Source organism: Bacillus sp. NPDC077027 (genome assembly GCF_050269555.1).
In the GTDB taxonomy this organism is placed as follows: domain Bacteria; phylum Bacillota; class Bacilli; order Bacillales; family Bacillaceae; genus Bacillus.
The window spans coordinates 66,341-90,678 of sequence record NZ_JBNNIO010000003.1 but is presented as its reverse complement, the minus strand read 5'-3'; the positions used below and the strand labels follow the sequence as shown (position 1 = coordinate 90,678).

25 protein-coding genes and 1 pseudogene are annotated in these 24,338 nt (G+C 38.3%); 14 read left to right on the top strand and 12 right to left on the bottom strand.

Annotation, left to right across the window (positions count from 1 at the left end):
• Positions 1-733: 733 nt before the first annotated feature.
• A pseudogene (locus ACQKEZ_RS10890) lies at positions 734-910 on the top strand (universal stress protein); the annotation flags it as partial.
• Between the two features lie 76 nt (positions 911-986).
• Here ACQKEZ_RS10890 and dat read toward each other — a convergent pair.
• Positions 987-1,844 carry a D-amino-acid transaminase gene (gene dat, locus ACQKEZ_RS10885; RefSeq protein WP_427300716.1) on the bottom strand — a complete coding sequence of 286 codons (858 nt, stop codon included), beginning with the start codon at positions 1,842-1,844 and terminating at the stop codon, positions 987-989.
• Between the two features lie 289 nt (positions 1,845-2,133).
• Here dat and ACQKEZ_RS10880 point away from each other — a divergent pair, with 289 nt between their 5' ends.
• Complete coding sequence (locus ACQKEZ_RS10880; RefSeq protein WP_427300714.1) at positions 2,134-2,988, top strand: polysaccharide deacetylase family protein; 855 nt, start codon at positions 2,134-2,136, stop codon at positions 2,986-2,988.
• A 43-nt stretch (positions 2,989-3,031) separates the two neighbouring features.
• Here the strand turns inward: ACQKEZ_RS10880 and ACQKEZ_RS10875 are convergent, their stop codons facing one another.
• From ACQKEZ_RS10875 to ACQKEZ_RS10865, 3 genes are all read right to left on the bottom strand, one after another.
• Positions 3,032-3,784, bottom strand: a complete 753-nt coding sequence (locus ACQKEZ_RS10875; RefSeq protein ID WP_427300712.1) for an NAD-dependent protein deacylase — start codon at positions 3,782-3,784, stop codon at positions 3,032-3,034.
• Between the two features lie 15 nt (positions 3,785-3,799).
• Entirely contained in the window at positions 3,800-4,888 is a 1,089-nt protein-coding gene (locus ACQKEZ_RS10870) for a mechanosensitive ion channel family protein (RefSeq protein WP_427300711.1), read from the bottom strand.
• A 168-nt stretch (positions 4,889-5,056) separates the two neighbouring features.
• On the bottom strand, positions 5,057-5,158 hold the full coding sequence (locus ACQKEZ_RS10865; protein ID WP_427300709.1) for a YhdX family protein: 102 nt from the start codon (positions 5,156-5,158) through the stop codon (positions 5,057-5,059).
• 296 nt (positions 5,159-5,454) lie between these two features.
• Between ACQKEZ_RS10865 and ACQKEZ_RS10860 the strand changes: the two genes are divergently transcribed.
• From ACQKEZ_RS10860 to crcB (ACQKEZ_RS10850), 3 genes are read left to right on the top strand one after another with little or no spacing between them, the layout of a single operon-like run.
• The gene (locus ACQKEZ_RS10860; RefSeq protein WP_427300708.1) at positions 5,455-6,180 is read left to right on the top strand and encodes a glycerophosphodiester phosphodiesterase; all 726 of its coding nucleotides are present in this window, start codon (positions 5,455-5,457) and stop codon (positions 6,178-6,180) included.
• Entirely contained in the window at positions 6,177-6,575 is a 399-nt protein-coding gene (gene crcB, locus ACQKEZ_RS10855; RefSeq protein ID WP_427300707.1) for a fluoride efflux transporter CrcB, read from the top strand. The genes ACQKEZ_RS10860 and crcB (ACQKEZ_RS10855) overlap by 4 nt, the downstream gene beginning before the upstream one ends.
• Complete coding sequence (crcB, locus tag ACQKEZ_RS10850; RefSeq protein ID WP_427300705.1) at positions 6,572-6,937, top strand: fluoride efflux transporter CrcB; 366 nt, start codon at positions 6,572-6,574, stop codon at positions 6,935-6,937. The genes crcB (ACQKEZ_RS10855) and crcB (ACQKEZ_RS10850) overlap by 4 nt, the downstream gene beginning before the upstream one ends.
• Positions 6,938-7,025: 88 nt before the next feature.
• On the opposite strand, the gene ACQKEZ_RS10845 is transcribed toward crcB (ACQKEZ_RS10850), so the two are convergent.
• Positions 7,026-8,405 (bottom strand): hemolysin family protein, encoded by a 1,380-nt coding sequence (locus ACQKEZ_RS10845; RefSeq protein ID WP_427300703.1) that lies wholly within the window; start codon positions 8,403-8,405, stop codon positions 7,026-7,028.
• 334 nt (positions 8,406-8,739) lie between these two features.
• On the opposite strand from ACQKEZ_RS10845, the gene ACQKEZ_RS10840 reads away from it, so the two are divergent.
• Together ACQKEZ_RS10840 and ACQKEZ_RS10835 are read left to right on the top strand one after the other, a co-directional pair.
• The gene (locus tag ACQKEZ_RS10840) at positions 8,740-9,180 is read left to right on the top strand and encodes a MerR family transcriptional regulator (protein ID WP_427300701.1); all 441 of its coding nucleotides are present in this window, start codon (positions 8,740-8,742) and stop codon (positions 9,178-9,180) included.
• A 60-nt stretch (positions 9,181-9,240) separates the two neighbouring features.
• On the top strand, positions 9,241-10,572 hold the full coding sequence (locus ACQKEZ_RS10835) for a hemolysin family protein (protein WP_427300699.1): 1,332 nt from the start codon (positions 9,241-9,243) through the stop codon (positions 10,570-10,572).
• Positions 10,573-10,620: 48 nt separating this feature from the next.
• Here the strand turns inward: ACQKEZ_RS10835 and ACQKEZ_RS10830 are convergent, their stop codons facing one another.
• Positions 10,621-11,223 carry a lysophospholipid acyltransferase family protein gene (locus ACQKEZ_RS10830; RefSeq protein ID WP_427300697.1) on the bottom strand — a complete coding sequence of 201 codons (603 nt, stop codon included), beginning with the start codon at positions 11,221-11,223 and terminating at the stop codon, positions 10,621-10,623.
• 395 nt (positions 11,224-11,618) lie between these two features.
• Here ACQKEZ_RS10830 and ACQKEZ_RS10825 point away from each other — a divergent pair, with 395 nt between their 5' ends.
• From ACQKEZ_RS10825 to ACQKEZ_RS10815, 3 genes are read left to right on the top strand one after another with little or no spacing between them, the layout of a single operon-like run.
• Entirely contained in the window at positions 11,619-12,110 is a 492-nt protein-coding gene (locus ACQKEZ_RS10825; RefSeq protein ID WP_427300696.1) for a sigma-70 family RNA polymerase sigma factor, read from the top strand.
• Positions 12,103-13,161, top strand: a complete 1,059-nt coding sequence (locus tag ACQKEZ_RS10820; protein WP_427301897.1) for an anti-sigma factor — start codon at positions 12,103-12,105, stop codon at positions 13,159-13,161. Before ACQKEZ_RS10825 ends, ACQKEZ_RS10820 begins: the two co-directional genes overlap by 8 nt.
• On the top strand, positions 13,149-13,439 hold the full coding sequence (locus ACQKEZ_RS10815; RefSeq protein ID WP_427300694.1) for an anti-sigma factor: 291 nt from the start codon (positions 13,149-13,151) through the stop codon (positions 13,437-13,439). The genes ACQKEZ_RS10820 and ACQKEZ_RS10815 overlap by 13 nt, the downstream gene beginning before the upstream one ends.
• An 88-nt stretch (positions 13,440-13,527) precedes the next feature.
• Here ACQKEZ_RS10815 and ACQKEZ_RS10810 read toward each other — a convergent pair whose 3' ends face one another.
• Positions 13,528-14,988, bottom strand: coding sequence for a CoA-acylating methylmalonate-semialdehyde dehydrogenase (locus tag ACQKEZ_RS10810; RefSeq protein ID WP_427300692.1), 1,461 nt, complete (start codon positions 14,986-14,988; stop codon positions 13,528-13,530).
• Positions 14,989-15,356: 368 nt separating this feature from the next.
• Complete coding sequence (locus tag ACQKEZ_RS10805; RefSeq protein ID WP_427300690.1) at positions 15,357-16,160, bottom strand: NlpC/P60 family protein; 804 nt, start codon at positions 16,158-16,160, stop codon at positions 15,357-15,359.
• Between the two features lie 365 nt (positions 16,161-16,525).
• Here ACQKEZ_RS10805 and ACQKEZ_RS10800 point away from each other — a divergent pair, with 365 nt between their 5' ends.
• A complete protein-coding gene (locus ACQKEZ_RS10800; protein WP_427300688.1) occupies positions 16,526-17,890 on the top strand; it encodes an alkaline phosphatase in 1,365 nt (454 codons plus the stop codon).
• A 168-nt stretch (positions 17,891-18,058) separates the two neighbouring features.
• Here ACQKEZ_RS10800 and ACQKEZ_RS10795 read toward each other — a convergent pair whose 3' ends face one another.
• Positions 18,059-19,477 carry a SpoVR family protein gene (locus tag ACQKEZ_RS10795; RefSeq protein WP_427300687.1) on the bottom strand — a complete coding sequence of 473 codons (1,419 nt, stop codon included), beginning with the start codon at positions 19,475-19,477 and terminating at the stop codon, positions 18,059-18,061.
• A gap of 64 nt (positions 19,478-19,541) precedes the next feature.
• Positions 19,542-20,855, bottom strand: a complete 1,314-nt coding sequence (locus tag ACQKEZ_RS10790; RefSeq protein ID WP_427300685.1) for an FAD-binding oxidoreductase — start codon at positions 20,853-20,855, stop codon at positions 19,542-19,544.
• Positions 20,856-20,935: 80 nt separating this feature from the next.
• On the opposite strand from ACQKEZ_RS10790, the gene ACQKEZ_RS10785 reads away from it, so the two are divergent.
• Together ACQKEZ_RS10785 and ACQKEZ_RS10780 are read left to right on the top strand one after the other, a co-directional pair.
• Positions 20,936-21,367: an Rrf2 family transcriptional regulator gene (locus ACQKEZ_RS10785; protein WP_427300683.1), complete on the top strand. Its 432-nt coding sequence runs from the start codon at positions 20,936-20,938 to the stop codon at positions 21,365-21,367.
• Positions 21,368-21,518: 151 nt separating this feature from the next.
• On the top strand, positions 21,519-22,997 hold the full coding sequence (locus ACQKEZ_RS10780; protein WP_427300681.1) for a catalase: 1,479 nt from the start codon (positions 21,519-21,521) through the stop codon (positions 22,995-22,997).
• 50 nt (positions 22,998-23,047) lie between these two features.
• Here the strand turns inward: ACQKEZ_RS10780 and ACQKEZ_RS10775 are convergent, their stop codons facing one another.
• Complete coding sequence (locus ACQKEZ_RS10775) at positions 23,048-23,371, bottom strand: YqzG/YhdC family protein (protein WP_427300679.1); 324 nt, start codon at positions 23,369-23,371, stop codon at positions 23,048-23,050.
• A gap of 189 nt (positions 23,372-23,560) precedes the next feature.
• On the opposite strand from ACQKEZ_RS10775, the gene ACQKEZ_RS10770 reads away from it, so the two are divergent.
• Positions 23,561-23,809 carry a YhdB family protein gene (locus tag ACQKEZ_RS10770; protein ID WP_427300678.1) on the top strand — a complete coding sequence of 83 codons (249 nt, stop codon included), beginning with the start codon at positions 23,561-23,563 and terminating at the stop codon, positions 23,807-23,809.
• An 18-nt stretch (positions 23,810-23,827) separates the two neighbouring features.
• Here ACQKEZ_RS10770 and ACQKEZ_RS10765 read toward each other — a convergent pair whose 3' ends face one another.
• On the bottom strand, positions 23,828-24,337 hold the full coding sequence (locus ACQKEZ_RS10765; RefSeq protein WP_427300676.1) for an NADPH-dependent FMN reductase: 510 nt from the start codon (positions 24,335-24,337) through the stop codon (positions 23,828-23,830).
• Between the last annotated feature and the right edge of the window lies 1 nt (position 24,338).

Below are 24,338 nucleotides of genomic sequence, written 5' to 3'. Positions count from 1 at the left end.
AATCTTCATGATACTAGTTTTTCTAAACTGTAGCATTAAACTAATTTGTATATTTTGAGTTTATGTATTGAGTTTTACTACATGGAATTAGAGTTATTATGTTAGTAAGTTATTTAGTAATAGTGCAATCACTGGACTTCTAAGTTGAATAGCCTAGTGGAGGTCTACTGCCAATCCATAACTACATTGATGATTTTACACTCAGTAGTCTATGTCTGATTCTCTTGTATTCAAAGGAGGAGAGTACCTGAGTAAAACCCATATAAGTTCTTGGTTACTATCTGTTAGGTCAATGACATTGTTAGGTGTTTCAATCAGTACACCATGTTCAATAAAGAGTTCATTGAGTTCTGCTGAATCTCTTTCATCTCTTGATAACCTATCAGAGTGGGAGACCAGAATCCTTTTAAATGGCTCCTTTGAGCATATTAACAAGCTGAGGGCTTTCCCAGTTGATTGAGGACTCAACCTCATGAAATACCTCAAACTGAATCCCCATTCCTTTCAGCTAATCTCGTCAATGTCTCTCTGATTTAAAAGAACATCTTCTTTTCCTTTTTCATCTCTGGACTTAAACTAACATAAATAGCTACTAGTTCCTTTACCTTTGTTGCTGTTGTCATATTAAGTCCTCTATTATTCTGCTTAACTGTTTCTCACTACTTGTTTAGAAAGTAATTTGAAACTGTGACAGGTTAAGCAGATTTTATAGAGGATGCACTATCCATGTATCATTGAAATTGTGGAAGGACATCCTGCAGAAGCGATTGTACAATTTGCCGAAAACATCTCAGCCGATCTTATTGTGATGGGCGCACGTGATCAAAGCAGATTGAAGAAAATGCTGTTTGGCAGTGTTAGTGAGAGGCTTTCAGCAAAATCTGATATTCCTGTTCTTATTGTGAAATAGATCGGATAAAAAGGGCTGGAAACAAATGTTGGTTTGTCTACAGCCCTATTGCAGCAGAAGTTGATTCTGCTGTTTTTTATGATGAAATGGATTGTTCCGTTTCTTGTTTAATTTTATTTTGGAAACCTAGTTGCACCCGCTTCGTTAATTCACCTGGAACACCTACACCCACTGGCTTTCCATCAAGCTCGACAATTGGTACAACCTCTGCTGTTGTGGAGCTAATAAAAATCTCGTCAGCACTCAAAAGTTCCTCTTTACTCACATGTGTTTCTTCAAAAGCTAAGCCCTGTTCAGCAAACACTTCAATTAACTTTCTGCGTGTAATTCCATTTAAAATAAGATTGGTTGCTGGATGAGTTCGAATCACACCGCTCTTCACAACATACACATTCGAAGATGTCCCCTCTGTGACAAAACCATCTCTCAAGAGAATCGCTTCAAACGCACCTGCTTCAGATGCTTTTTGCTTTTCCATCACATTATATAAGAGGTTTAAACTTTTAATATCACATCGAAGCCACCTGAGATCATCTGAAATGAGCGCTTTTGCTCCGTTCGTTTGCTCTTGTACTGGCTTTTTCACTTGGAAAGTGTATGCTGTTATTTGCGGAACGAGAGAATCTGCATATTGATGCTTACGAGGTGCAACTCCTCTTGTCACTTGAACATACACTCCGCCTTCTGCTACTTGGTTATCAGCCACTAGTTGCTTTAATTTTTCTTCAAATGCTGAAACCGTTCCAGAAAGTTGAATACCAATCTCTTTTGCACTTTTGAAAAGACGCTCTGTATGCTCTTTTAGCGTAAACAATACACCATTGTACACCCGAATCACTTCGTATACACCATCTCCGAATTGATAGCCTCTGTCTTCAATATCAACATGCGCCTCTTCTTTATCAATAAAATCCCCATTATACAATACTTTCATACGATTCTCCCCTTTGCTTTAATGGTTGATTCTGATGCTATCTTAGCGGATAAACTCTTACGTTTCAATGATAAATCAGAAATATTTCAAGCAATTTAGATACATAATCTTTTATTGTAAGAAATATAGATTCATAACCAAAAAGATTCCAATTTTTTAGATTTATCTATATTCAGAGGCTCTTTTTTCCTGTATACTTACAAAATGAGATAATGACAAAATATAGCCAAAAAAGACAGATTCATATACCCAATTCGACACAAATTTAGTTCAACTGGAGAGATTTGATATGCAACGGGTTACGAAAAAGCAAGCACCTTCCAATGTGCTGCTTATCTCTAAGGCAATCGGATTAGTGGTTCTCACCCTTATCCTTTTTTTTATTTGGGATATGTCCAAGTCAAATATGCGGGCAGCGGATAAAACCATTCGTCTTTCTGCCAGCAGTCAATTGCGTGATACACAAACAAGTTTGAAAGCGAAAGATGCTTCATCTCAAACACTGTTTACACATTTTAAGATGAAGCCGAATAAGAACATCACAGACAAAACGATCTTTCTTACATTCGACGATGGCCCTTCAGCCACATCGAATCAGCTTTTGGATGTATTAAAGGCCCAGAATGTAAAAGCGACTTTCTTTATGCTAGGGCCGCAAATACAAGAACATTCAGCAACAGTCAAAAGACTTCATCAAGAAGGACATCAATTAGGACTTCATGGGATCACGCATGATGTCAAACGTTTTTATCAAAACGATGATTCCCCACTAAAAGAGATGAAAGCTGATCAAAACATATTAGCAGCTATAACAGGAGAGTACACACATCTTGTGCGGACGCCGTATGGCAGTGTACCCCATTTAACAGATAAGCAAAAAGCGCAATTGAAGAAAAATGGGTTTGTTTATTGGGATTGGACCATCGACAGCCTTGACTGGAAGTACAAAAGTGCCAAATATGTACCAGAGGTATTAAACCAATTAGATCTACTAGATAGCAAGCATCCAAAAGAACCCAAAATTATTTTGATGCATGACCAGCCTGCCACCGCAAAGTACTTAGGCAGCCTCATCACTCAACTAAAAAAGAAGGAATATACGTTTGCAGTAATCGATGAAGCCATGAGACCACTTCAACAATAACCCTTCTTAGACAAACAGCCCGCACAATCGTTGCGGGCTGTTTCTATCTCAAACATTTTTTGACAAAGTCGCCGATTCGTTCTTGTATGACAAGATCAAATAAGGGGTCGCTTTCGGTGTCACTTAGGTTGATCATCACTTTTTGTAATGAAGGAATTCGGGAGGCATCTTCTGGAATATACCGAGCTGGTGCTACTTCAAGAGACGTGCCGATGACAAGTAGCACATCTGATTGACGTAGCGCTCGTTCCACCTGATCAAGATGCTTGACCCTATCACCAAAAAGGACAACATCCGTTGCTAGCACCTGCGCGCAGGTTTCACCAGAGGGCTTCGTTTGATTGCAAATCGGCACCTCTTCTTTTAACAAATAAGGGATATGATACTGAGTCTTACATCTTGGACAAGTTGCTGTCTGAATAGAGCCATGAAGCTCATAAACATGCTGGCTACCAGCCTTTTTATGAAGACCATCAATATTTTGTGTGAAAATATCGACCTGCTTCCCTTGCTGTTCCAGTTCTGCCAAATAGAAATGCCCTGCATTTGGTTCATAGCTTCCGCTCATTTTCATTTGAAACAGGTCTTTAAATTTCGGCCAAAACTGATCTGGATGTTGCAAAAAATAGTGACGGCTCATTGCCTCCATACGTGAAGTATCCTCAGTCCACAATCCGCCGGTAGAACGGAAGTCAGGAATACCTGATTCTGTGCTCATTCCTGCCCCTGTAAGCACTGTCACATGTGCTGCCTTCCCAATCATTTGCGTGAATGCAGCTACCTTTCTTTGATCCAAGCGCTCTTCCCCCTTTTATTGACTTAGCTGTTTCTCATTTTTTTGTTTCATATAAATGGTTTGACCTGGGAAGGCAAACTCGACACCTTCATCGTGGAAAATATCCATAATGCGATAATTAATGTCCTGTTTAATATCCAGGCTTTCTGCCCAAGATGTCGTTTTCGTGTAAAAGTTAAAAAATAAATTCAAGTAACTGTCTCCTAGGATGTCTAAGTTCACCATGATGGTTTCTTTATGAACACCATCATGCTCATGTAGCATTTCTTTTAACCGTTTTATACATCTGTCGATATTTTCTTTCGGTGTGTTGTAGGAAACCCGAACAGAAAATGTAATCTGACGCTTGTTCATTCTTGTCCAGTTTGTAATCGGCTCCTTGGAAAGCGTTGAATTCGGTACAGTGACAACGGCCTCAGCAGGTGTTCTAAATTTTGTACTTCTGAATGTAATATCTTCAACCGTTCCTAATACACTGGGCGTTTCTATAAAATCCCCCATAGTAAATGGCTTTTCCGTAATGATGACAATGCCGCCGAAAAAGTTAGCCACTGTGTCTTGTGCTGCAAGTGCAAATGCCAAACCACCTAAACCAAGTCCAGCTACAAGTCCATTCACGTCATAGCTAAACTCTTGAGCGACGACACTAATGCTTAGAGCAATGATCACAAAGCGAAGGACCTTTGATAAGAAAGGTGCTAAAATATCATCCATGTCCAAATCAAACTTTGAATTGACTTTGTGGAATAGGAATGAGGACTTAGCAGTTAAATTACACAGTCCCCATGTCATCATTAAAATGATTGATGACCTGTAAAATTTGACAATGACATCCATATGGTGTTCAAAATACGGAGCCTGTCTTAATGCAAAATATAAACCGAGTGCAACAAAAAACAATCTTGCTGGTTTCTCAAAGGCAACAACAATTTGATTAAAAACCTCTGTCTTCGACTTATTCGTTAGCTTAAAAATGATATTAAACAAATACTTCGTAAATACCTTTCGAAGCAATAAAAAAATAAATAAAATACAAAGACTTATGCCAATTTGAATGACTGTATCCATTGTAAAATACGTATCCATCAATTTTTGTGTAAACATGTATGTCTCTCTCCTTTAATGCAATACTCTCTATTCTATAATATATCATTCGTTTATGTCCTCTAATAAATGTCTGACCTCTACACAAAAAACCCCGGGGTATATCCCCCGGGGCATCATTTTCATTTTATTTAATTGTTGGCTAGAGACTTATCGACGGGCAGCACACTACTTCTTCTTTTGAGCCTGATCAAGGAGAGTCGCTTTAAACATTTCAGCATCCGTTTCGACCTTAATACGTTCTTCCACTTTAATTCTCCCTTTACCCAATCATCTCGCCTCCTTTTCATCATTATAAAACATCAGAATTTTCAGTCAACATGACGAAAGCACTAATATTTTGACGAATGTTGGCGATTCATAACTGATTATTCTGAAGAAAAATTGATGTTATTCAGATTTACTCAAATATAGCATGGCCTATTCCGATTTCACCTAAAAAGTGAACATTTTCATATTGTACCAGGGCGACACCTCATAGAGTGAAGTCATCATCAATATAGTATAGGGTAAAAGAAGGTCTCATTTGATATGATAAAAAGAACTTATTCAAGGAGCTGGATCACGTGTATATCATTGCACACAGAGGATCGTCAAGCCTTGCTCCAGAAAATACAATCGCCGCATTCGATTTAGCGGTTCAGCAGGGCGCTGATTATATTGAGTTAGACGTACAATTCACAAAGGACAAAAATGTAGTCGTTATTCACGATGATACAGTAGATCGAACGACAAATGGAAGTGGACCTGTCTCAAGCTATACACTCTCAGAAATCAAAGAGCTGGATGCTGGTAGTTGGTTTGATGAAAAATACTCAAATGAGCGAATTGCCACCCTCCAAGAGATTCTTGACAGATACCATCAAAAAGTCGGCATATTAATTGAACTGAAGCATCCAAAAAGAAATGTCGGGATTGAAAGGGTTGTTTGTGATTGGGTCAATCGCTTTCCTTATTCAAGAAATATCATGATCCAGTCTTTCAACCAAGAAGTGCTCGAGAAAGTAAAACAACAATTCCCTTCCCTTCAAACAGCATTTATTATCAAACCAAGCATTGGTCAGCTTGTAAAAAAGCGACTTTCTTTTTATCGAACCTTTGCTGATTGCTTAAATATGAAAAAAACAATGTTGAATCGCTTTCGGATTCGAAGCGTTCAATCAAGCGGAATGAAAGTATTTGTTTGGACGATAAAAGATCAAAAAACAGCCAATCGGATAAAGGCATATCCGGTCGACGGTGTCGTGACAGATCATCCACTATTTTTCCAAAAGGAGAAATCATTAAAATGAAGCCATATTTAGCCGTTTTTATCGGTGGAACCCTAGGCACACTTTGTAGATACGCGCTTAGCCTTACCATTTTAAACCACCCATTTCCTTTTGCAACACTGATAGAAAATGTCCTTGGCAGTCTGTTGCTCGGTTTTGCTACAGGGTATTTGATGTTTCATAAAAGAAAGGCCTTTTTATTTCCACTCATTGGGACAGGATTTTGTGGAGGCTTCACCACGATGTCTACTTTTTCAAAAGAAACTGTTCTACTTCTTCAATCTGGACAACCCTCAGAGAGTAGCTTGTACATGTTACTGTCTGTAGCAGGAGGTGTCCTTGCAGCGATGATTGGATTACTAATAAGCAGTCGTTTCTTTGATAAGAACAAAAGAAAGGTAGCAGATAAAAGATGATCGTTATATACATGGCAATCGCTGGAGGCGCAGGCAGCGTCTTGCGTTTATTTCTTAGTCGTCTCTTTCAAAGCAAAATGGCATCTGACAGTTTCCCATACGGCATTATACTCGTCAATTTGATCGGTGCAATTGGACTTGGTGTTTTAACCGGTGCGCTAGACATTCACAGTCAGCTTGTTGTCATTATAGGTACAGGGTTCTTTGGGGGATTTACAACTTTCTCTACATTTAGTGTGGAAACAGCTACCTTGCTATCGGAACGAAAAATAGCAGCAGCCACCGCTTACCTTCTAATGACCGTCTTAGGCTCTATTATTTTATTTGTTGCTGGCTTTCAATTGGGACGTTTATTTCATTAAATGTCGATCAAGTTGGCAAGACTGACAAGTAGTTTATCCATCAATTTCTGTTTAAATAAAGAGTTTATTACATAAAAAAACCTTGAGCCTATTTTTCGCTCAAGGTCATTTCGTTCACTAGCAGTGGCTCCTTCATATCTAGTTCTGCTAATGATCCTTTATCTACTCGGCTAATGCCTTTTTCTAGGTCGATCTGTTTGATATAACGGCCGTCCATTTCGAGAACTTTCATCCGAACGTCACCTATAAATATTGATTGTCCTTCTTGGATATCAATATTCTCTTTTAATATCAAACCACCAATTGTATCAATCTCTTCATCATCATATGAAAGATCAATCAATTCATTGATTTCTGTCAATCTAACCTTGCCATCCAAAACGTAATGATTTTCTGCCCGTTTTTGGATGATCGGCTGTTCATCTTCGTCGAATTCGTCACGTATATCACCGACGATTTCCTCTAAAATATCTTCTGTGGTGACCAGCCCTGAAGTTCCGCCATATTCATCTGTTAAAATCGCCAAATGCATTCTGTCACGTTGCATTTTGACAAGCAATTCTTGAATTGGAATTGTATCAATGACCTCAATGACTGGATGAATATAATCTTTTATATTGATACGGTCCTTTTCGTCTTGATAGACAATATCTGCAAAGAGATGTTTTTTGTTCAGCATTCCAATAACTGTATCTTTATCTCCTGAAAATACTGGGAAACGTGTGTATTTCTCACTCGTCATAATAGCCAGAATATCAGATAGCGGCATGTCATCTGGAATCGCACAAATTTCTCTGCGCGGAATCATAATCTCCCTTGCAATTCGGTTATCAAAATCGAAAATTTTATTCATATAATTGTATTCAGATGGGTTGATCTCCCCATTTTTTAAGCTTTCAGATAAAAGGATTTTCAATTCTTCTTCAGAATGGGAAGAATCTTTTTCAGAGTTCATATCAAGTCCGATCATTTTAGTTAAAATGCGTGCTGAACCATTTAATATATAAATGAAAGGATACATGATGATATAAAAAGCATGCAGTGGGCCTGACAGCCAAAGCGTCATTCGCTCAGCTTTTTGAATGGCAAGCGTCTTTGGAGCAAGCTCGCCGACAACCACATGCAAAAAGGTAATAATAGCGAACGCAAGTGTTGCTGAGATCAGGCTGATTGCTGAATCAGGAATGTTTGTCAATCCAAAGAAACGCACTAATATCTCCTTTACAGCTGGTTTACCTATCCACCCTAAACCAAGTGATGTCACTGTAATTCCCAACTGACAGGCTGACAAATATTCATCTAGCCTTGCTGTCACCTTCTTTGCCATTATCGCTTTTTTTGACCCTTCGGCAATAAGCTGATCAATTTTTGAGCTTCTCACCTTCACGATGGCAAATTCAGATGCAACAAAAAAAGCTGTTAAAGCAATCAAAACCCCGACTATACTCAGATTAACAATATCGTCCATTTAACCTTGCTCTTTCTTAGAAGAACAAGGAGTCACCTCCTGATTGATGATGTTGTCATGTTCTAAAACGGTAGACTGATTAAATAAGACTAAAGAGAGGCCCCACTTAATCACTTCCGACTCACATAAACTTCGCCTCATATCATGTATATGAAACTTATTCATTTTATTTTACCATAAATAATCTGAAAATTCCTGATCAGATCGCTTTTTTTGGGAAAGCAAGCAAAAACGAGTGAGCATTTCCACATCTTCATCAAATTGCCAGTCATTTTGAACAATTAACTTGTATTTCAGTCTCTAAGTATATTAAAATATTTTCATAAACTATAACGTGACGGTTAGGAGGAGATGTTCAGATGGGGCTGAGAAAAAGTATCGAATTGGCGAACTAGCACAGATTGCACAGGTGACAAAGAGAACTGTTGATTATTACACAAATTTAGGTCTGCTTGCACCTGTAAGATCGTGTTCGAATTATCGTTATTACGATGAAAATGCTTTAAAACGATTACAATTAATCGTTTGTTGCAAACAGCAGAGATTAGCTCTTTCTGACATCAAATCCAGATTAGATGAACAATTTCCTTCTCATACAGAAGAACTAGATGAACTTGTCCATTTAACCTCTGACATTGATTCAATGAATGAGCATATGGACCACATTTTAAAACGTTGTAAGCAGCTTCGGCCAGAACAACGTGAAAAACTGAAAGAACAGCTTACACCTGAAAAAATGACGGCTGTCCAATCGTTTCTACTGCTGTTAAGTTAAAATCTTTTACTAAACAGGAGGTGTTACCTTCGTTCTCAAAAATCAGAACGAAGGCCTTAATTGGACATAGTTAATTTACTCATAGTTGCTTTATTAATAGCTTTAACCGCATTTTTCGTGGCGTCAGAGTTTGCGATCATTCGATTAAGAAGCTCGCGCGTCGATCAATTAATTGCAGAAGGCAATAAAACGGCTGTTGCCGTTAAGCATGTTACTACTCACCTTGATGAATACTTATCGGCATGCCAACTTGGGATTACGATTACAGCACTCGGTATCGGTTGGTTAGGGGAAGAAACAATCGCTCATATGCTTGCACCCGTTCTTGCAGATCTGTCAATCCCTGCATCAGCCACTCATATTGTGACATTTATCATTGCGTTTAGTATTATGACATTTTTGCACGTTGTGGTTGGAGAGCTAGCGCCTAAGACACTTGCGATTCAAAAAGCAGAACAGGTATCCCTTCTCTTTGCTAGACCGCTTATGGCGTTTTACAAAGTGATGTTCCCATTTATCTGGATTCTAAATGGTTCTGCCCGTATGTTGACAAAAGCATTTGGTCTTCAGCAAGTATCAGAGAACGACATGGCGCACTCTGAGGAAGAATTGCGGATTATCTTATCTGAGAGCTATAAAAGCGGCGAAATTAACCAGTCTGAATTCAAATACGTTAACAAAATTTTTGAATTTGACGATCGTCTGGCGAAAGAAATTATGGTTCCTCGTACTGAAGTCGTTAGCTTCCCGCATGATATTACAATTAGCGAAATGCTAAAAGTGACAAAGGTCGAGAAATATACACGCTACCCGATTGAAGATGGCGATAAAGATAACATTGTTGGTGTTGTGAACATTAAAGAAGTACTCACTGCTTGCATTAGTGGTGAATGCTCAACAGATGACACCATTGAAAAATTCGTGAATCCAATCATTCATGTCATTGAGACTGTACCAGTTCATGAGCTTTTACTCAAAATGCAACGTGAACGTGTACACATGTCGATCTTATCTGACGAATATGGTGGAACAGCTGGTCTTGTGACAGTTGAGGACATCCTGGAAGAAATCGTTGGTGAAATTCGCGATGAATTTGACATTGATGAAATTAACGAAGTTCGTAAACTTGGTGAAGATCATTATATCTTCGAAGGAAAAGTTCTAATCGATCAAGTGAACCTGCTTCTTGGCACATCACTTAATAACGAAGAAGTCGATACAATCGGCGGCTGGTTCCTTACACAAAAATATGAAGTTGAGAAAAACGACTCAATTCAAGAAGAAGGCTATGAGTTTATCATTAATGAAGTAGATGGACACCATGTCGAGTATATCGAAGTAAAAAAGTTAAATGAACAGCTGTTAGAAGCTGCTGAAGAAGGCGCTTCTTAAACGTTAAACGCAGAACGACCCCTTGCCCTAAGCAAGAGGTCGTTTTTTTTATTCTTTCTCAGTTAACTGATTTTCAAGATCTTTGATTCTTTGGTTTAATACTTCTGTCATCGCGCCTAGTCTTTCTTTAGCTGGGAGATGATCGAACTCTTCAAGCATGATGGGTTCACCGATGATCAATTGCATTTTCCCTTTCTTAAAAAGACTTTTTCCATTTGAAGGGCCCCTATATGCTGCGGGTACAATTGGTGCTTTTCCCATTTGAGCAATTGTCACTGCACCTCTTTTGAGCGGTACATCCTCAGATGTCCGTGTACCACTAGGGAAAATACCGACAATTTTCCCTTCCTTCAACAATTTAATTGGCGTCTTGATGCTACTAGGTCCCGGATTTTCGCGATCAACCGGAAACGCATGAATTCTTTTCAAAAAGCCACCAATCAATTTATTTGAAAACAGCTCTTTTTTCGCCATGTAATGGATTTCAAGCGGGAGAATCCCTGTACCTAATGCAAGAACATCCACAAAGCCCTCATGCGTACACGCAATAACAAAACCTCTATCCGTTGGCAGGTTTTCTTTTTGATAAACTTTTACTCCGCCTCGGAGAGCAAAAAATGCTTTGATGGTATAGCCTGAAAATTTATACATATTGCACTTCCTTTGTCTGAATAATGAAGGTTTTGTCTCTATTATAACAAAAAATTTATTACCTGGTACTAATTTTTTTTGAACGCTTTCCATTAAGGAACGTTCGATTGCAGCTGCAATCTTTTAAATGAACGCTTTATGCCCTTTATAACTATCGTTCCTGTGATGGTTTTGGTGAGAATCTAAGAGATTTCTGTCCTTATTTGTCGTTTTTTGCTCTTTTTTCCTTATTTGTTATGATGAAAATACTTTATAAATGTTCCAAATTTCGCTATGATAAGGAGAAATGATTTTGATTCGGTGAAAGCGACTTAAAGAATGATGTACGGTCTTCAATGTTTCGTGCAACTTTATGCCTTTCTTATGCGTGTATAACATAGAGGGGAGAAAAATCAGTGACGATCGATGAAATTTATCAAATGTATATGAACGATGTTTACAGGTTTCTACTCTCCATGACAAAAGACAAACATCTAGCAGAAGACTTGTTGCAAGAAACCTTTATGCGTGCTTATATACATATTCATTCCTACGACCACAGCAAAGTGAAGCCTTGGTTATTCCAGGTGGCACGAAATGCTTTTATTGATTATGTCAGGAAACATAAAAAAGAAGTGACCATATCGGATGATTTGATTGGCGGACTCTTGCAAACATCTGTGCAAAGTCCTGCTGAACAGGTTGAAATTAAAGAAGTTCTGTCAATGTATTTGTCTCAGCTCCCAGAGAATTATAAGGAAGCACTGACACTCTATTATTTAAAAGAACTGAATTACAAAGAAGCGTCCAAGGTCATGCAAATTACTGAAGCAAATTTTAAAAGTGTTTTATTTCGTGCAAGGCAGCGCCTAAAAGCACTTTACAATAGAGGTGTTAATGATGAATGAAGAGTTTAACAAGCGATGGGAAAAATATAATAACGGCGAAATGACAGAGGAAGATATGATTGCTTTTGAGGAAGAGCTTGAGGAAAACGAAAAACGTTTAAGCCAAGAGCTACACGAATCTGATTGGACAGATTTTTCAATTAGTCCCGAGAAGCAAAAAGCCATCTTACAATATGGAAAAAGAAAATCTTATTTACGTATTTCTGTACTTGCTGTCATTTCCACATTAATCATTTTACCGCTCTGCACACTTGGGAGTTACCTTTACTATGGAGTTGGCGGTGCAGATAGCAAAGGAAATCATTTCATGGAAACAGCAGCTGTCACAATTGCACTGACAAAGCCAAACGTAGCAATTGATATGAAGGACTTAAAGGGACAAGTCAAACTCTTTGGAATGAATACAGAATTGAAACTTCAAAAGCAAATTGGCAATAAAACAGAAGCAATTGGCAACGAGCAAATTGAAATGTTTTTTGACAAGTTAAAACAGCCAGTCATCTCTTTTTACGGAGACAGTGTAAGAGATACAGAACATTTCTTTAGCCATCCTTCTCTTCAAGCAGATGATTCCAAAAAACAAGCACTAGCTACATTAAACAAATTGCCTGAAGGAACAGTAAGTGAAGTATATGTTTCCTATGACAGAGCCTATGCGCCAAAAGATGTTTATACTTTTTCAAACAAATATGATGTCAAAGTGCTTTGGAACGCGATTAAAACAGAGGATTCGTTGGGCGGAAAACAACAAGCCATTGGTTTCCCTGGTAAAGACTCTGAATTCTTAAAGGAATTACAGCACACTTCAAAAAATGAAGTAGATAAATTTAAGGATGCACTTGCTTATGTGAATCAGCATCCTAATTGGACAAAAACCATCTCTGGTAGACCTGATCTAGATCTTTCTAACCGAATCCGTTACATCAATCAAAATGGTGTTTATATTTACGGTTCAGTGATTACAGGACCATCTAAGGAAATTCAAAAATTGGTCAAAAACAAACGAGTCAAAGCGGCTAATGTGAGTGAGGTGGAATTATGGAACTGGTAAGAATTTTTAAAGAGCATAATGTATTTGGCTGGATCTCTGTAGGCACTGCAATTTTGTCATTGCTCATGCTGAATCTTGCCATTATCAGTAATGTCACTTTCTATTCATTCCAAATGCTTCCTTTTGCGATGGCAGCAGTTCCATTTGGCATCATTGAATTGATCATAAAAAAAGGACGCACTGGCCCAGGTTTCCTTGGCGTCGTCCTAAATATCTTTGTGATTATCTGCGTATATGCGATTATTTCAATTGATGTCGATCTACAATTAGGTTTTTAATGAATGACGAAAAGCCAGTGTCAACTTGTGTAAAACAAGTAACACTGGCTTTTCCAATGGATGTAAAAGTTATTTCTAAGTCATAGCATTACATATATCGGGCTGTAACCATTTTCTTTCTCGTGTAAAATTCAACGCCATCTGTCCCGTTTGCATGAAGATCACCATAGAATGAATCCTTCCACCCTGAAAACGGAAAAAATGCCATTGGTGCAGGAACACCCACATTAATACCAAGCATACCCGCTTCGATATTTTCACGGAATTCACGTATACTTGATGCCCGATCTGTATACAAACACGCACCATTTGCAAACTTTGATTGATTGGCAAGGGTAATCGCATCAGCAAGTGATTTCACACGAACGACCGATAGCACTGGTGCAAAAATTTCATCCTGCCAAATTTTCATTTCCTCTGTCACATGATCAAAGATGGTTGGACCGACAAAATAACCGTCTCCCTCTGTTTCGCTATCCTTTCGTCCATCACGAATGAGGGTTGCTCCTTCTTCAATGCCTGATTGAATGTATTGAAGCGTCCGTTCTTTATGACCTTCTCGAATGACCGGACCAAGGAAAACATGCTCGTCAGCCCCATTTCCAATCACAATCTTATTTGATTCTTCAACTAATTTTTGAATAAATTGATCAGCAATGTCTTCTTGAACTGCAACAACAGCTGCCGCCATACACCTTTCCCCTGCTGATCCGAAGGCTGCCCCAATGATTTGTTTTGTTGTCATATCTAAATCTGCATCCTTCAGTACAATCGAATGGTTTTTTGCTCCAGCTAATGCCTGTACTCTCTTTCCATGTTCTGTCCCTTTTTTATATACATACTCTGCTACTGGTTGAGAGCCAACAAATGAGATCGCTTTAACCTGACGGTGTTCGAGCAATCCATTCACAACATCGTGCGCTCCGTTTACAATATTTAACACACCCTTTGGAAGACCCGCTTCCTCAAAAAGCTCAACTAATCTTGTAGCCAGGATTGGCGTTCGTTCCGATGGCTTTAAAACGAAAGTATTTCCACAAGCGATGGCAAGCGGGAACATCCAACAAGGAACCATCATTGGAAAGTTAAAAGGTGTAATCCCACCAATGACCCCGACCGGATACCGATACATACCTGATTCTATTCCTGTTGCAATATCAGGAAGTTGTTTGCCCATCATTAACGAAGGAACACCTGCTGCAAATTCTACACATTCGATTCCACGTTGGACTTCTCCCCGTGCCTCCGTTAAGCTCTTTCCATTTTCAAGTGTGACAAGTTCGGCCAGCTCTTCCCATTTCTCTACGAGTAATTGTTGATATTTAAAGAGAATCCGCGCACGCCTCGGTACAGCTATTTTTGACCATTCCTTAAAAGCCTTACTTGCAGCTTGAACAGCGAGATCAACATCCTTTTTTGTCGATAGTGGGACCTCAGCAATGACTTCTCCGGTTGCCGGATTGAAGACAGATTCCTTTTGACTTGTTTCAGCCTCTACCCATTCACCGCCAATATAATTTTTCACTGTTTTTATGATTGTTTTTGCCATCTTTTTCTCTCCCCTGCTTTGGTTATGCTTAACACCATTGATGAGTTAGACTTAGAATTGACAATTAAAGTAGGCATTCAAGTATTCTCATTGAAATGGCCTATGATACAAACAATATACAATCAAAATATGCTCAAATATTTATCAAAAAATGATAATCTTTTGGTCAACTTCATATTCATGATATTATGTAAATTGTTTAAGGTCAATTAACATTTCTGAATATTTTATCTTTTGAAACATGTATTCAAATAGACAATTAGTCCAATCATAAGCCGAATGATAAATAGAATCGCACCTAACTTGTAAATCAGCAAAAATCTGACACTAAAAAAGAGACTGCCTCATACGCAGTCTCTTTGATATCATTACTTTACAAATGTTTTCGCTCCAAGATAAATCGGTTTCCAATAGCTTGACGTCATATCACTCGTTGTGACTCCGTCTGAACCAGCATGAATAAACTTATTGTTGCCAATATACACACCCATATGTGATGGACCCGCTTTATATGTTGAGAAGAAAACAAAGTCGCCCACCTTAGGACTCGAAACACTCTTCATTGTATTCCAGAAACCTTCCGATGTTTGTCTTGAAATTTTCGTTTGTTTATTGATGATGTACCACATAAATCCACTGCAATCAAAGCCTTTTGGTGTTGTTCCACCCCATTTATAAGGTGTACCATTTTGTGCTTTTGCATCAGAAATTAATTTTGAAGTGTTTAAAGATGACGAAGTCACTGTCTTTTCTTTTAATTGTGGTGCACTCACTTTAGACGTTTTTTTTACTTTTAGTACTTGTCCAATTTTAATCAAGTCTGTTTTGAGGTTATTCAAAGATTTCAGCTCTTTTACAGTCATGCTGAATTTCTTACTAACTTTTGATAAAGTGTCACCTTTCACAACTTTGTAGGTAGTAGAGGATGAGGTCGCTTTGACTTTTGCCGAAGTTGAAGCACCTTGAATGGTTAAGGTTTGTCCCACATAAATAATATTTGATTTCAACTTATTTTCTGATTTGATTTTACTGACTGTTGTTTTATATTTTTTCGCTAAGACAGAAAGAGAATCACCTTTTTGAACCTTTACAGTTTGTGCTGACGCAGCGCCTGCAAATAAAGTCGTTCCTAACAGAAATGCGCTTGCAGCTGTGATCATTTGTTTTTTCATTTGTTCCTCCTGTATGTATGTATCTATCAATATGTGAAATAGTATAATGAGCTTCTTTTCTATTATAAGGTTAAAATACCATAAGAAATAGTCTTGACTTCCTAAGACAAATTGCTTATTAATACGACAAATTCTGATTTTTTTAAGGGGTATTTATATTTCAATTACATTACATGATCGTAACAAAGAATACGGATCTTTGTCATAAAGAATGGATACATTCAATTCGTTTTTTTGTCCATTCTATGTAAAGATGCACTTTACAATTTTCAAGTGATCTTTACGACGGTGTAAAAGAGAATCCACACTTTTGCTCTACCATTGTAGTCGAAGTGAAGATACATAACGAATGAGGAGGCAAATGAATGAACATGCTGAAAAGCTCAAAAACAAAAGTGGTGGCAGTTGCTACTGCATCCGTGCTAGCAATTGGTCTTTTTTCAGGACTTGAATTCGGACAACCAGACAAAGCCGAAGCAAAAAAGAAGAAAAAAAATGAGGTCCAAAACGTGATTGTACTGATTGGTGATGGCATGGGAACACCTTATCTTTCAACATACCGAGCGTTTAAACATAATGGAGATCTTTCAGGGGCTACTGCATTTGATCCTTACCTCACTGGCATGCATAAAACTTATCCTAACGATTCCAAAAGCAACATTACGGACTCAGCCGCAGCTGGAACAGCCATGGCAACTGGCAAAAAAACATACAATAATGCCATCAGTGTAGAAAAAAATGGTAGGAAACTAAAGACGGTTCTGGAAGAAGCAAAAAACAGTGGTAAGTCTACAGGACTTATTGTTACATCAGAATTGACAAATGCTACTCCAGCAGCTTATGCAGCACATGATGTTTCAAGAAAGAATACAGCAGCGATTGCAGATGATTTTTTTGATGAAACCATTCGTAAGCAGCATAAAGTAGATATCATGCTTGGTGGAGGACTTGTTGACTTTGTTCGTAAAGATCGTGATCTCACGAAAGAATTCCAACAAGCAGGCTATAACTATGTGACAAATAAACAAGCGATGGAAAACAACAAAAAACAAAAAATGCTTGGGATTTTTGCAGACGGAGGTTTAGACAAAGCCATTGACAGAAACAAAAACACCCCTTCGCTTAAAGAAATGACATCCTCCGCGATTAAGCAATTATCGAAAAACAAAAAAGGCTTCTTCTTAATGGTAGAAGGCAGTCAAATTGATTGGGCAGGACATGATCATGATATTGTCAGTGCGATGAGTGAAGTGGCTGACTTTGAAAAAGCATATGAAGAAGCGATTCGCTTTGCGAAAAAGGATCAAAACACACTCGTTATTGCAACTGCGGATCATTCTACAGGTGGACTATCTTTCGGTGCAAATGGCTCTGGGAACTGGGATTTCAAACCCGTTAAAGCAGTAAAGAAAACACCTGATTACATTGCCCAAAAAATCGTTGCTGGCATGTCTGCCGAAGCAGCACTCAACAAATATATTGATCTAACGTTCACAAAAGAAGAATTGAATTCTGTTGAAAAAGCGGCTGAAACAAAGGATACTGTTAAAATTGATGACGCAATTGAACAAATCATCAACGCACGTTCAAATACTGGCTGGACAACTTCTGGACATACGGGTGATGAGGTACCGTTTTATGCATATGGACCAACAAGTGACAGGTTTCGTGGACTGCTCGAAAATACAAATCAAGCAAAACTTATTTTCAAATTGCTCCAAAATAAATAAACATTGTCATAGACAAAAGTGAAGAGTGGATGCATTTTCATCCACTCTTTTTGTGCTGTTTTTATTTCATTTAGTTCCAATTCCATAAAAAAAGATGTCCCTTTTTCAGGGCATCTTTTTGAAATTAATGTGAAAGACATTCCTCGTTAGCTGATAACGCTCGCTTATTTATAAGTATTTACGGTGCACTCCTTTGCCGTCATAAGAGAACATCACTTCTTTCCCTTCAAGTAAGGTCTCCAAATGAACACTTCTTCCCCATAGCTGATGCAAATAAGGGAGCACCTTCTCTAAGTATTTGAGATCAAGTTCAATGCCCTCAAACCAATGCTTGATATAGAGCTCATTGTTTTTTAAATAGTCACCGTCAAGGACTGTTAAGTATGGGAACCCGCCATTAACTCTCATGCTGACAAGCTGATCACGTACGGATTCCCATTTTTTGTCGATGATTTTATAGTCTCTCCCCTGCTTTTGAAACAAATATAAATCTTCTCTCATGACAAGGTCTTTCGTTAAATAATTACGAATAAAGGAGATATCGGATTCAATCTCACGGACCTCAAACATTTTGCTGCGACCAGAGCCCTCTTTAACTCCAGCTTTTTTCAGTTCATCATTGGGCTGATTATAACGTTCTTCAATATCCTCAAATATTTTCAGCCCCAGATAATAAGGATTAATACCCGTTTTTGATGGCTGGACAACACCGGCATTTAATTTGGCAAATTCAATCGACTCACTTGAATCAAGGTCAAGTTCTCTCATGATTTGCTGATGCCAATAAGATGCCCAACCTTCATTCATAATCTTTGTTTCCAGTTGTGGCCAAAAATAAAGCATTTCCTCGCGCATCATCGTTAGCACATCTCGCTGCCATGGCTCAAGCTCACGTGAATGTTCTTGAATAAATAACAAGATATCTTTTTCAGGACTCGGCGGAAATTGTTTGATTGGTTTCTTTTTTTCGACTGGCTTTGTTTCATCCATATTCCATAGATCATCATATGGCGTTTTGTTTTTTTTCTTTCCTTGTACCTCTTCCCCCTCATCAACCGCCCAACTTAAATTTGGACGAACGAGTGATGGGTCGATATGCTCTTGGACTGCCAGTACTGCATCTAAAAAGGATTCTACCTCTTTTGTTCCATGGACATGTTCATAATGTTTAATGCGCTCAGCTGCGGCCGACATACTCTCTACCATATCTCGTTTTGTATTTTGAAAACGGCAATTATTTTTGAAAAAATCACAATGTGCCAGTACATGAGCGACAATCAATTTATTTTGAACAAGTGAATTGTTATCGAGCAAAAAAGCGTAGCATGGGTTTGAGTTAATGACTAACTCATAAATTTTACTTAAACCTAAGTCATAATGCAGTTTCATTTTGTGAAATTGTTTCCCAAAGCTCCAATGGCTAAAACGTGTCGGCATACCGTAGGCACCAAATGTATAGATGATTTCCGCGGGACAGATTTCATATCTCATCGGATAAAAATCAAGACCAAATCCTTCTGCAATCTCTGTAATTTCTTTAATGGCTCTTTGTAAAAGACGTTTTTCATCTACGCTCAAGGATACCATCCCTCCTCATCGGACTTAACCCTACTATATGAGCGCAAATAGAAAAACATGATGTGGTGAACGTTTATGAGACAACTTCTGTTTCTATTTGTGTTTGCCCGCCAAATGCTTCAAAATGAATTCTATTTTCTCTAATACCGATGGATTTAAGTACTTGATCAATCTCCTTCGTAAATGCCGGGGAACCACAAAGATAAAATTGCCCATTTTTATCTGAAATGTGCTCTTTCAATAACTTTTTATTGATGCGAGATGATACTTTTATCACCTCTTGATTTTTGTCGTCACTCTCAAATTGTTCGTTGCAGAAAATGACTTTACCAGTTGTTTTTGCATCTTTGACAACACTCGTTAACTCCTCTTCAAAAGCAGTCACATCAGCTAGGTGGTCAGCATGAATCATTGTAAAGGGCTGAGCTTTGGCAGCAACCGTTTTAACTAATCCAATCATTGGTGTAATACCAGAGCCCGCACTTATGAAATACGTTGGATCTGGCTCTGTTGCCTGATTATCTAAGCAAAACATCCCTTGAGGCATACTCAAACGCAGCATACACCCTGTCTGTACTTGGTCATGTAAATAAGTTGATACGATGCCATCACGTTTGACTGTGATCCGGTAATGAGATGAATGAAATACATCAGATAAGCTGTATTGTCTGCTGCATGAAAAATCTTCTCCGGGTATATCCACTTGAATGGTCACATATTGTCCAACTGAATATGACGGGAGTGTCGTTCCATCTGCTGGTTTTAAATAAAATGACATCAGTGACGGTGATTCTTGTTTTTTTCTCATGACGATAAACGGCTTAAATTGTGACCAACTATTCTCTCTCTGTTCATTTTCCTTCATCATTTCTGACTCGACAGTCACAAAGATATTGGCAATAATTTCATACGCATCCTTCCAAGCTAAAAGGGTCTCATTGTCTTCAGCTAGCCCGAATAATTCCTGCATCGCCAAAAGTAAATGATATCCTACAATCGGGTATTGCTCCGCTTTGACTTGTGTACTGACATGTTTATGAGCAATTAATTTTACTGCAGGCAACAATTCTTCTAACCTGTCGATATGTAAAGCGGCTTGATAAAGTGTGACGGCAAGAGCTTGAGGCTGACTGCCATTCATTAAATTCGTTTTGTTGAATTGATTCAATAACTCTGGATGATGACTGATCATGTTCTCATAAAAAATGGTAACGAGCTCCATTCCTCGTTCTTTTAGTAAAGGGGCAGTCTTCTTAATGAGTGTCATTTGCTGATCAGTTAACATATCAATTCCTTCTTCCAAAAGATATATTTTAAATGCATCTTTATCGTAAAATAAGAACACCCAAAAAGCAATATTATAAATACATGTTTTAAATGTTGTCACAAATAGAACTTTCTCGACCAGTTCTTGACTAAAATGTGTTACGATGATACAAAATTCTCTTATGTTTAGAGGTCATAAAAATGAAACTTACCAATTACACTGATTTTTCATTAAGGGTGTTAATTTACTTAGCATCAAGAGAAACCAATGAACTGTCTAATATACAACAGATCGCAGATATTTATGGCATTTCAAAAAACCATCTAACGAAGGTCATTTATCACCTTGGGAAGCGTGGATATGTTGAAACGATTCGTGGAAGAAATGGAGGCATTAGGCTAGGAAAAAGTCCAGAGAGCATCAACATTGGAGAAGTCGTCCGCTATACTGAAGATGATCTCGTGATGGTTGAGTGCTTTGATCCGAAAAAAAACAACTGTATCATCTCCCCGATTTGCTCATTAAAGCACGTTCTTCATGAAGCTCTCTCTGCGTATTTAAACGTCCTTGACCAATACACATTAAACGATTTAACGAAAAACAAAGATGCTTTAAGAGAGCTCTTACTGTAGACGAAAGAAAGATTTATTTTCTTTCGTCTTTTTTGTAATAATAATCTATTTAAAATAATTATAAATAAATATTGACTATTATGTTTGATTAACTATAATTAGGGTAGATAGATAACTAGATAGAACTTTTGTTTACAGGAGGAGAAAATGAATGAATAATCCAAACCATAAAGATTTGACAACAAATCAAGGCGTGCCCGTTGGCGATAATCAAAACTCAAGAACAGCAGGTCATCGTGGACCTTCATTTCTTGATGACTATCATTTGATTGAAAAACTTGCACATTTTGACCGGGAACGAATCCCTGAACGTGTAGTACATGCAAGAGGTGCAGGTGCATATGGGATATTCGAGGTAGAAAACAGCATGGAAAAGCATACAAGAGCAGCTTTCTTAGGTGAAGAAGGAAAGAAAACGGATGTTTTTGTTCGCTTCTCAACCGTTATTCACCCGAAAGGATCACCCGAAACACTCCGTGACCCACGTGGATTTGCTGTCAAATTTTACACGGAAGAAGGAAACTACGATTTAGTCGGAAATAACTTTCCAATTTTCTTCATTCGTGATGCGATGAAATTCCCGGATATGGTTCACTCTCTAAAACCAGATCCTGTAACAAACATTCAAGACCCCGATCGTTATTGGGATTTTATGACATTAACTCCTGAATCTACTCATATGCTGACATGGTTATTCTCTGATGAAGGAATTCCAGCCAATTTTGCTGAAATGCGTGGATCTGGTGTTCATACATTTAGATGGGTCAATAAATATGGAGAGACAAAATATGTGAAGTACCACTGGAAACCAGTACAAGGCATTCGCAACTTGTCTAGTGAAGAGGCTGCTGAAATTCAAGCGAAGGATTTCCAGCACGCGACAAGAGATTTATTTGATCGAATTGAAAAAGGGAACTATCCAGCATGGGACTTATATATACAGCTTATGCCGTTAAGTGATTATGATGACCTTGATTATGATCCGTGTGATCCAACTAAAACGTGGAGCGAGGAAGATTATCCACTTCAAAAGGTTGGAAAGATGACCTTAAATCGCAATCCTGAAAACTTCTTTGCTGAAACAGAGCAGTCTGCTTTCACGCCAAGTGCTTTCGTTCCAGGGATTGAAGCATCTGAAGATAAACTACTGCAAGGTCGCCTTTTCTCATATCCTGATACACAGCGTCATCGTCTTGGAGCAAACTACTTACGAATTCCGGTTAACTGTCCTTATGCACCGGTTCACAACAACCAGCAAGATGGCTTCATGACAACGACACGTCCAAGCGGCTCAATTAATTATGAGCCAAACCGCTATGAGGATCAGCCAAAGGAAAACTCCCATTACAAAGAAAGCGAACCAGTCCTACAAGGTGACCGCATCGTCAGACAAAAAATTGAGAAACCAAATGACTTCAAACAAGCTGGCGAAAAATATAGAAGCTACACAGAAGAAGAGAAACAAGCATTAATTAAAAACCTTACAGATGATTTGATGAACGTAAATGAAAAAACAAAGCTACTCGCCATCTGTAACTTCTATCGAGCTGACGAAGATTACGGTCAACGATTAGCTGATTCACTAGGTGTAGACATCCAAGCATACCTTAAAGGAGCACCAAATAAATAAAGCAAAACCTGACACCTCCATTTACGGAGGTGCTTTTTTATGGTCAATATTTATAATCGGAATACATTAATGCTAATGAGATGGCCTGTCACTGGATGAAAATAGATCTCTGCATGTGCAGCAAACGGTTTTGATCCCCGATCAATTGTGACACGAAATACATCCTTTGTTTGTTCCTCGTTCACCTTAGTCCGTCCAATATAATGATAATCCTTTAACTTTGCTCCTTCATATTCATCTTGAAATGCTGTATATGCAATCCTTCCCCATTTTTCAACTGGCTGTTCAGCAGTGGCATTTGTTGTTTGATGAAACCATAAACCACAGAAAAAGCTACATATCAGTAGGAAAGGCATCCACAATTTTGATTGCATCGTTAAACTCACTTTCTTGTCTTGTTTTCATTTATTTTTTGCCCACATGTTCTGTTTCATACATCCTTTTTTTATGCAGCCTATAATTGCCGACAGCTTTCATACGCCATCGCCAACTTTTCCCCTGTCAAAGAATGAACAGCCAGTACAAACTAATGAAGACTTCTCAAAAGGAAAGGAGAAGGTTTGATGAATTATGCGGATTATGATAAAGCACTCTATTACACACATCGTTCACAGTGGGATAACTTACTTATTCTCATGGTGCGAACACAGGATGATTTGCTTTCAAAACGAATTGAGCACTTCCTTCACGCATACCAATTTAACCGAAACGATGCTGATGTTGAAAAATGTTTATACGGTCTTTTGCAATATATTGATCATGCTTCAGAATTAGCTGCCTCCGACCGATATGCAGAACCTGTTTACACATAAAAAAAGGCTGAATACATTTCAGCCTTTTACATAACGAACAAGATCATCTATCAGTTCTTTCGCGCGAATTTGTGCTTGTTCAGATAACGTTTGATGTTCCATATCAATGTCTACCGGATCTAAAACAAGCTGTCTTGGAATGACATTTCCGTATAAACTGCGTATGACGGTACGCATATTATTAAGGGCATTGATGCCACCTTTCCCCCCACCCGCAGCGGCAATGATCGCACAAGGTTTTTGATTAAAGTGTGTACTGTTTAAGAAATCAAACGCGTTCTTCAGTGCGCCGCTCATTGCACCATGATATTCAGGTGAGAGTATCACAATTGCGTCACAATGAGCAACCTCTTTTCGAAGTGACACAATTTTTGGTAACATGGCTTGTTCTTCCTCGCCGTTATAAATAGGTAGAACCGTTTTACTTAGGTCAAAAAATATCCCTTCATACGTATTTGCAATATAACGAGCGGCAACTCTTGTTCTTCCCGTTTTTCTTGGTGTACCATTGATAACAAGTAAATTCATT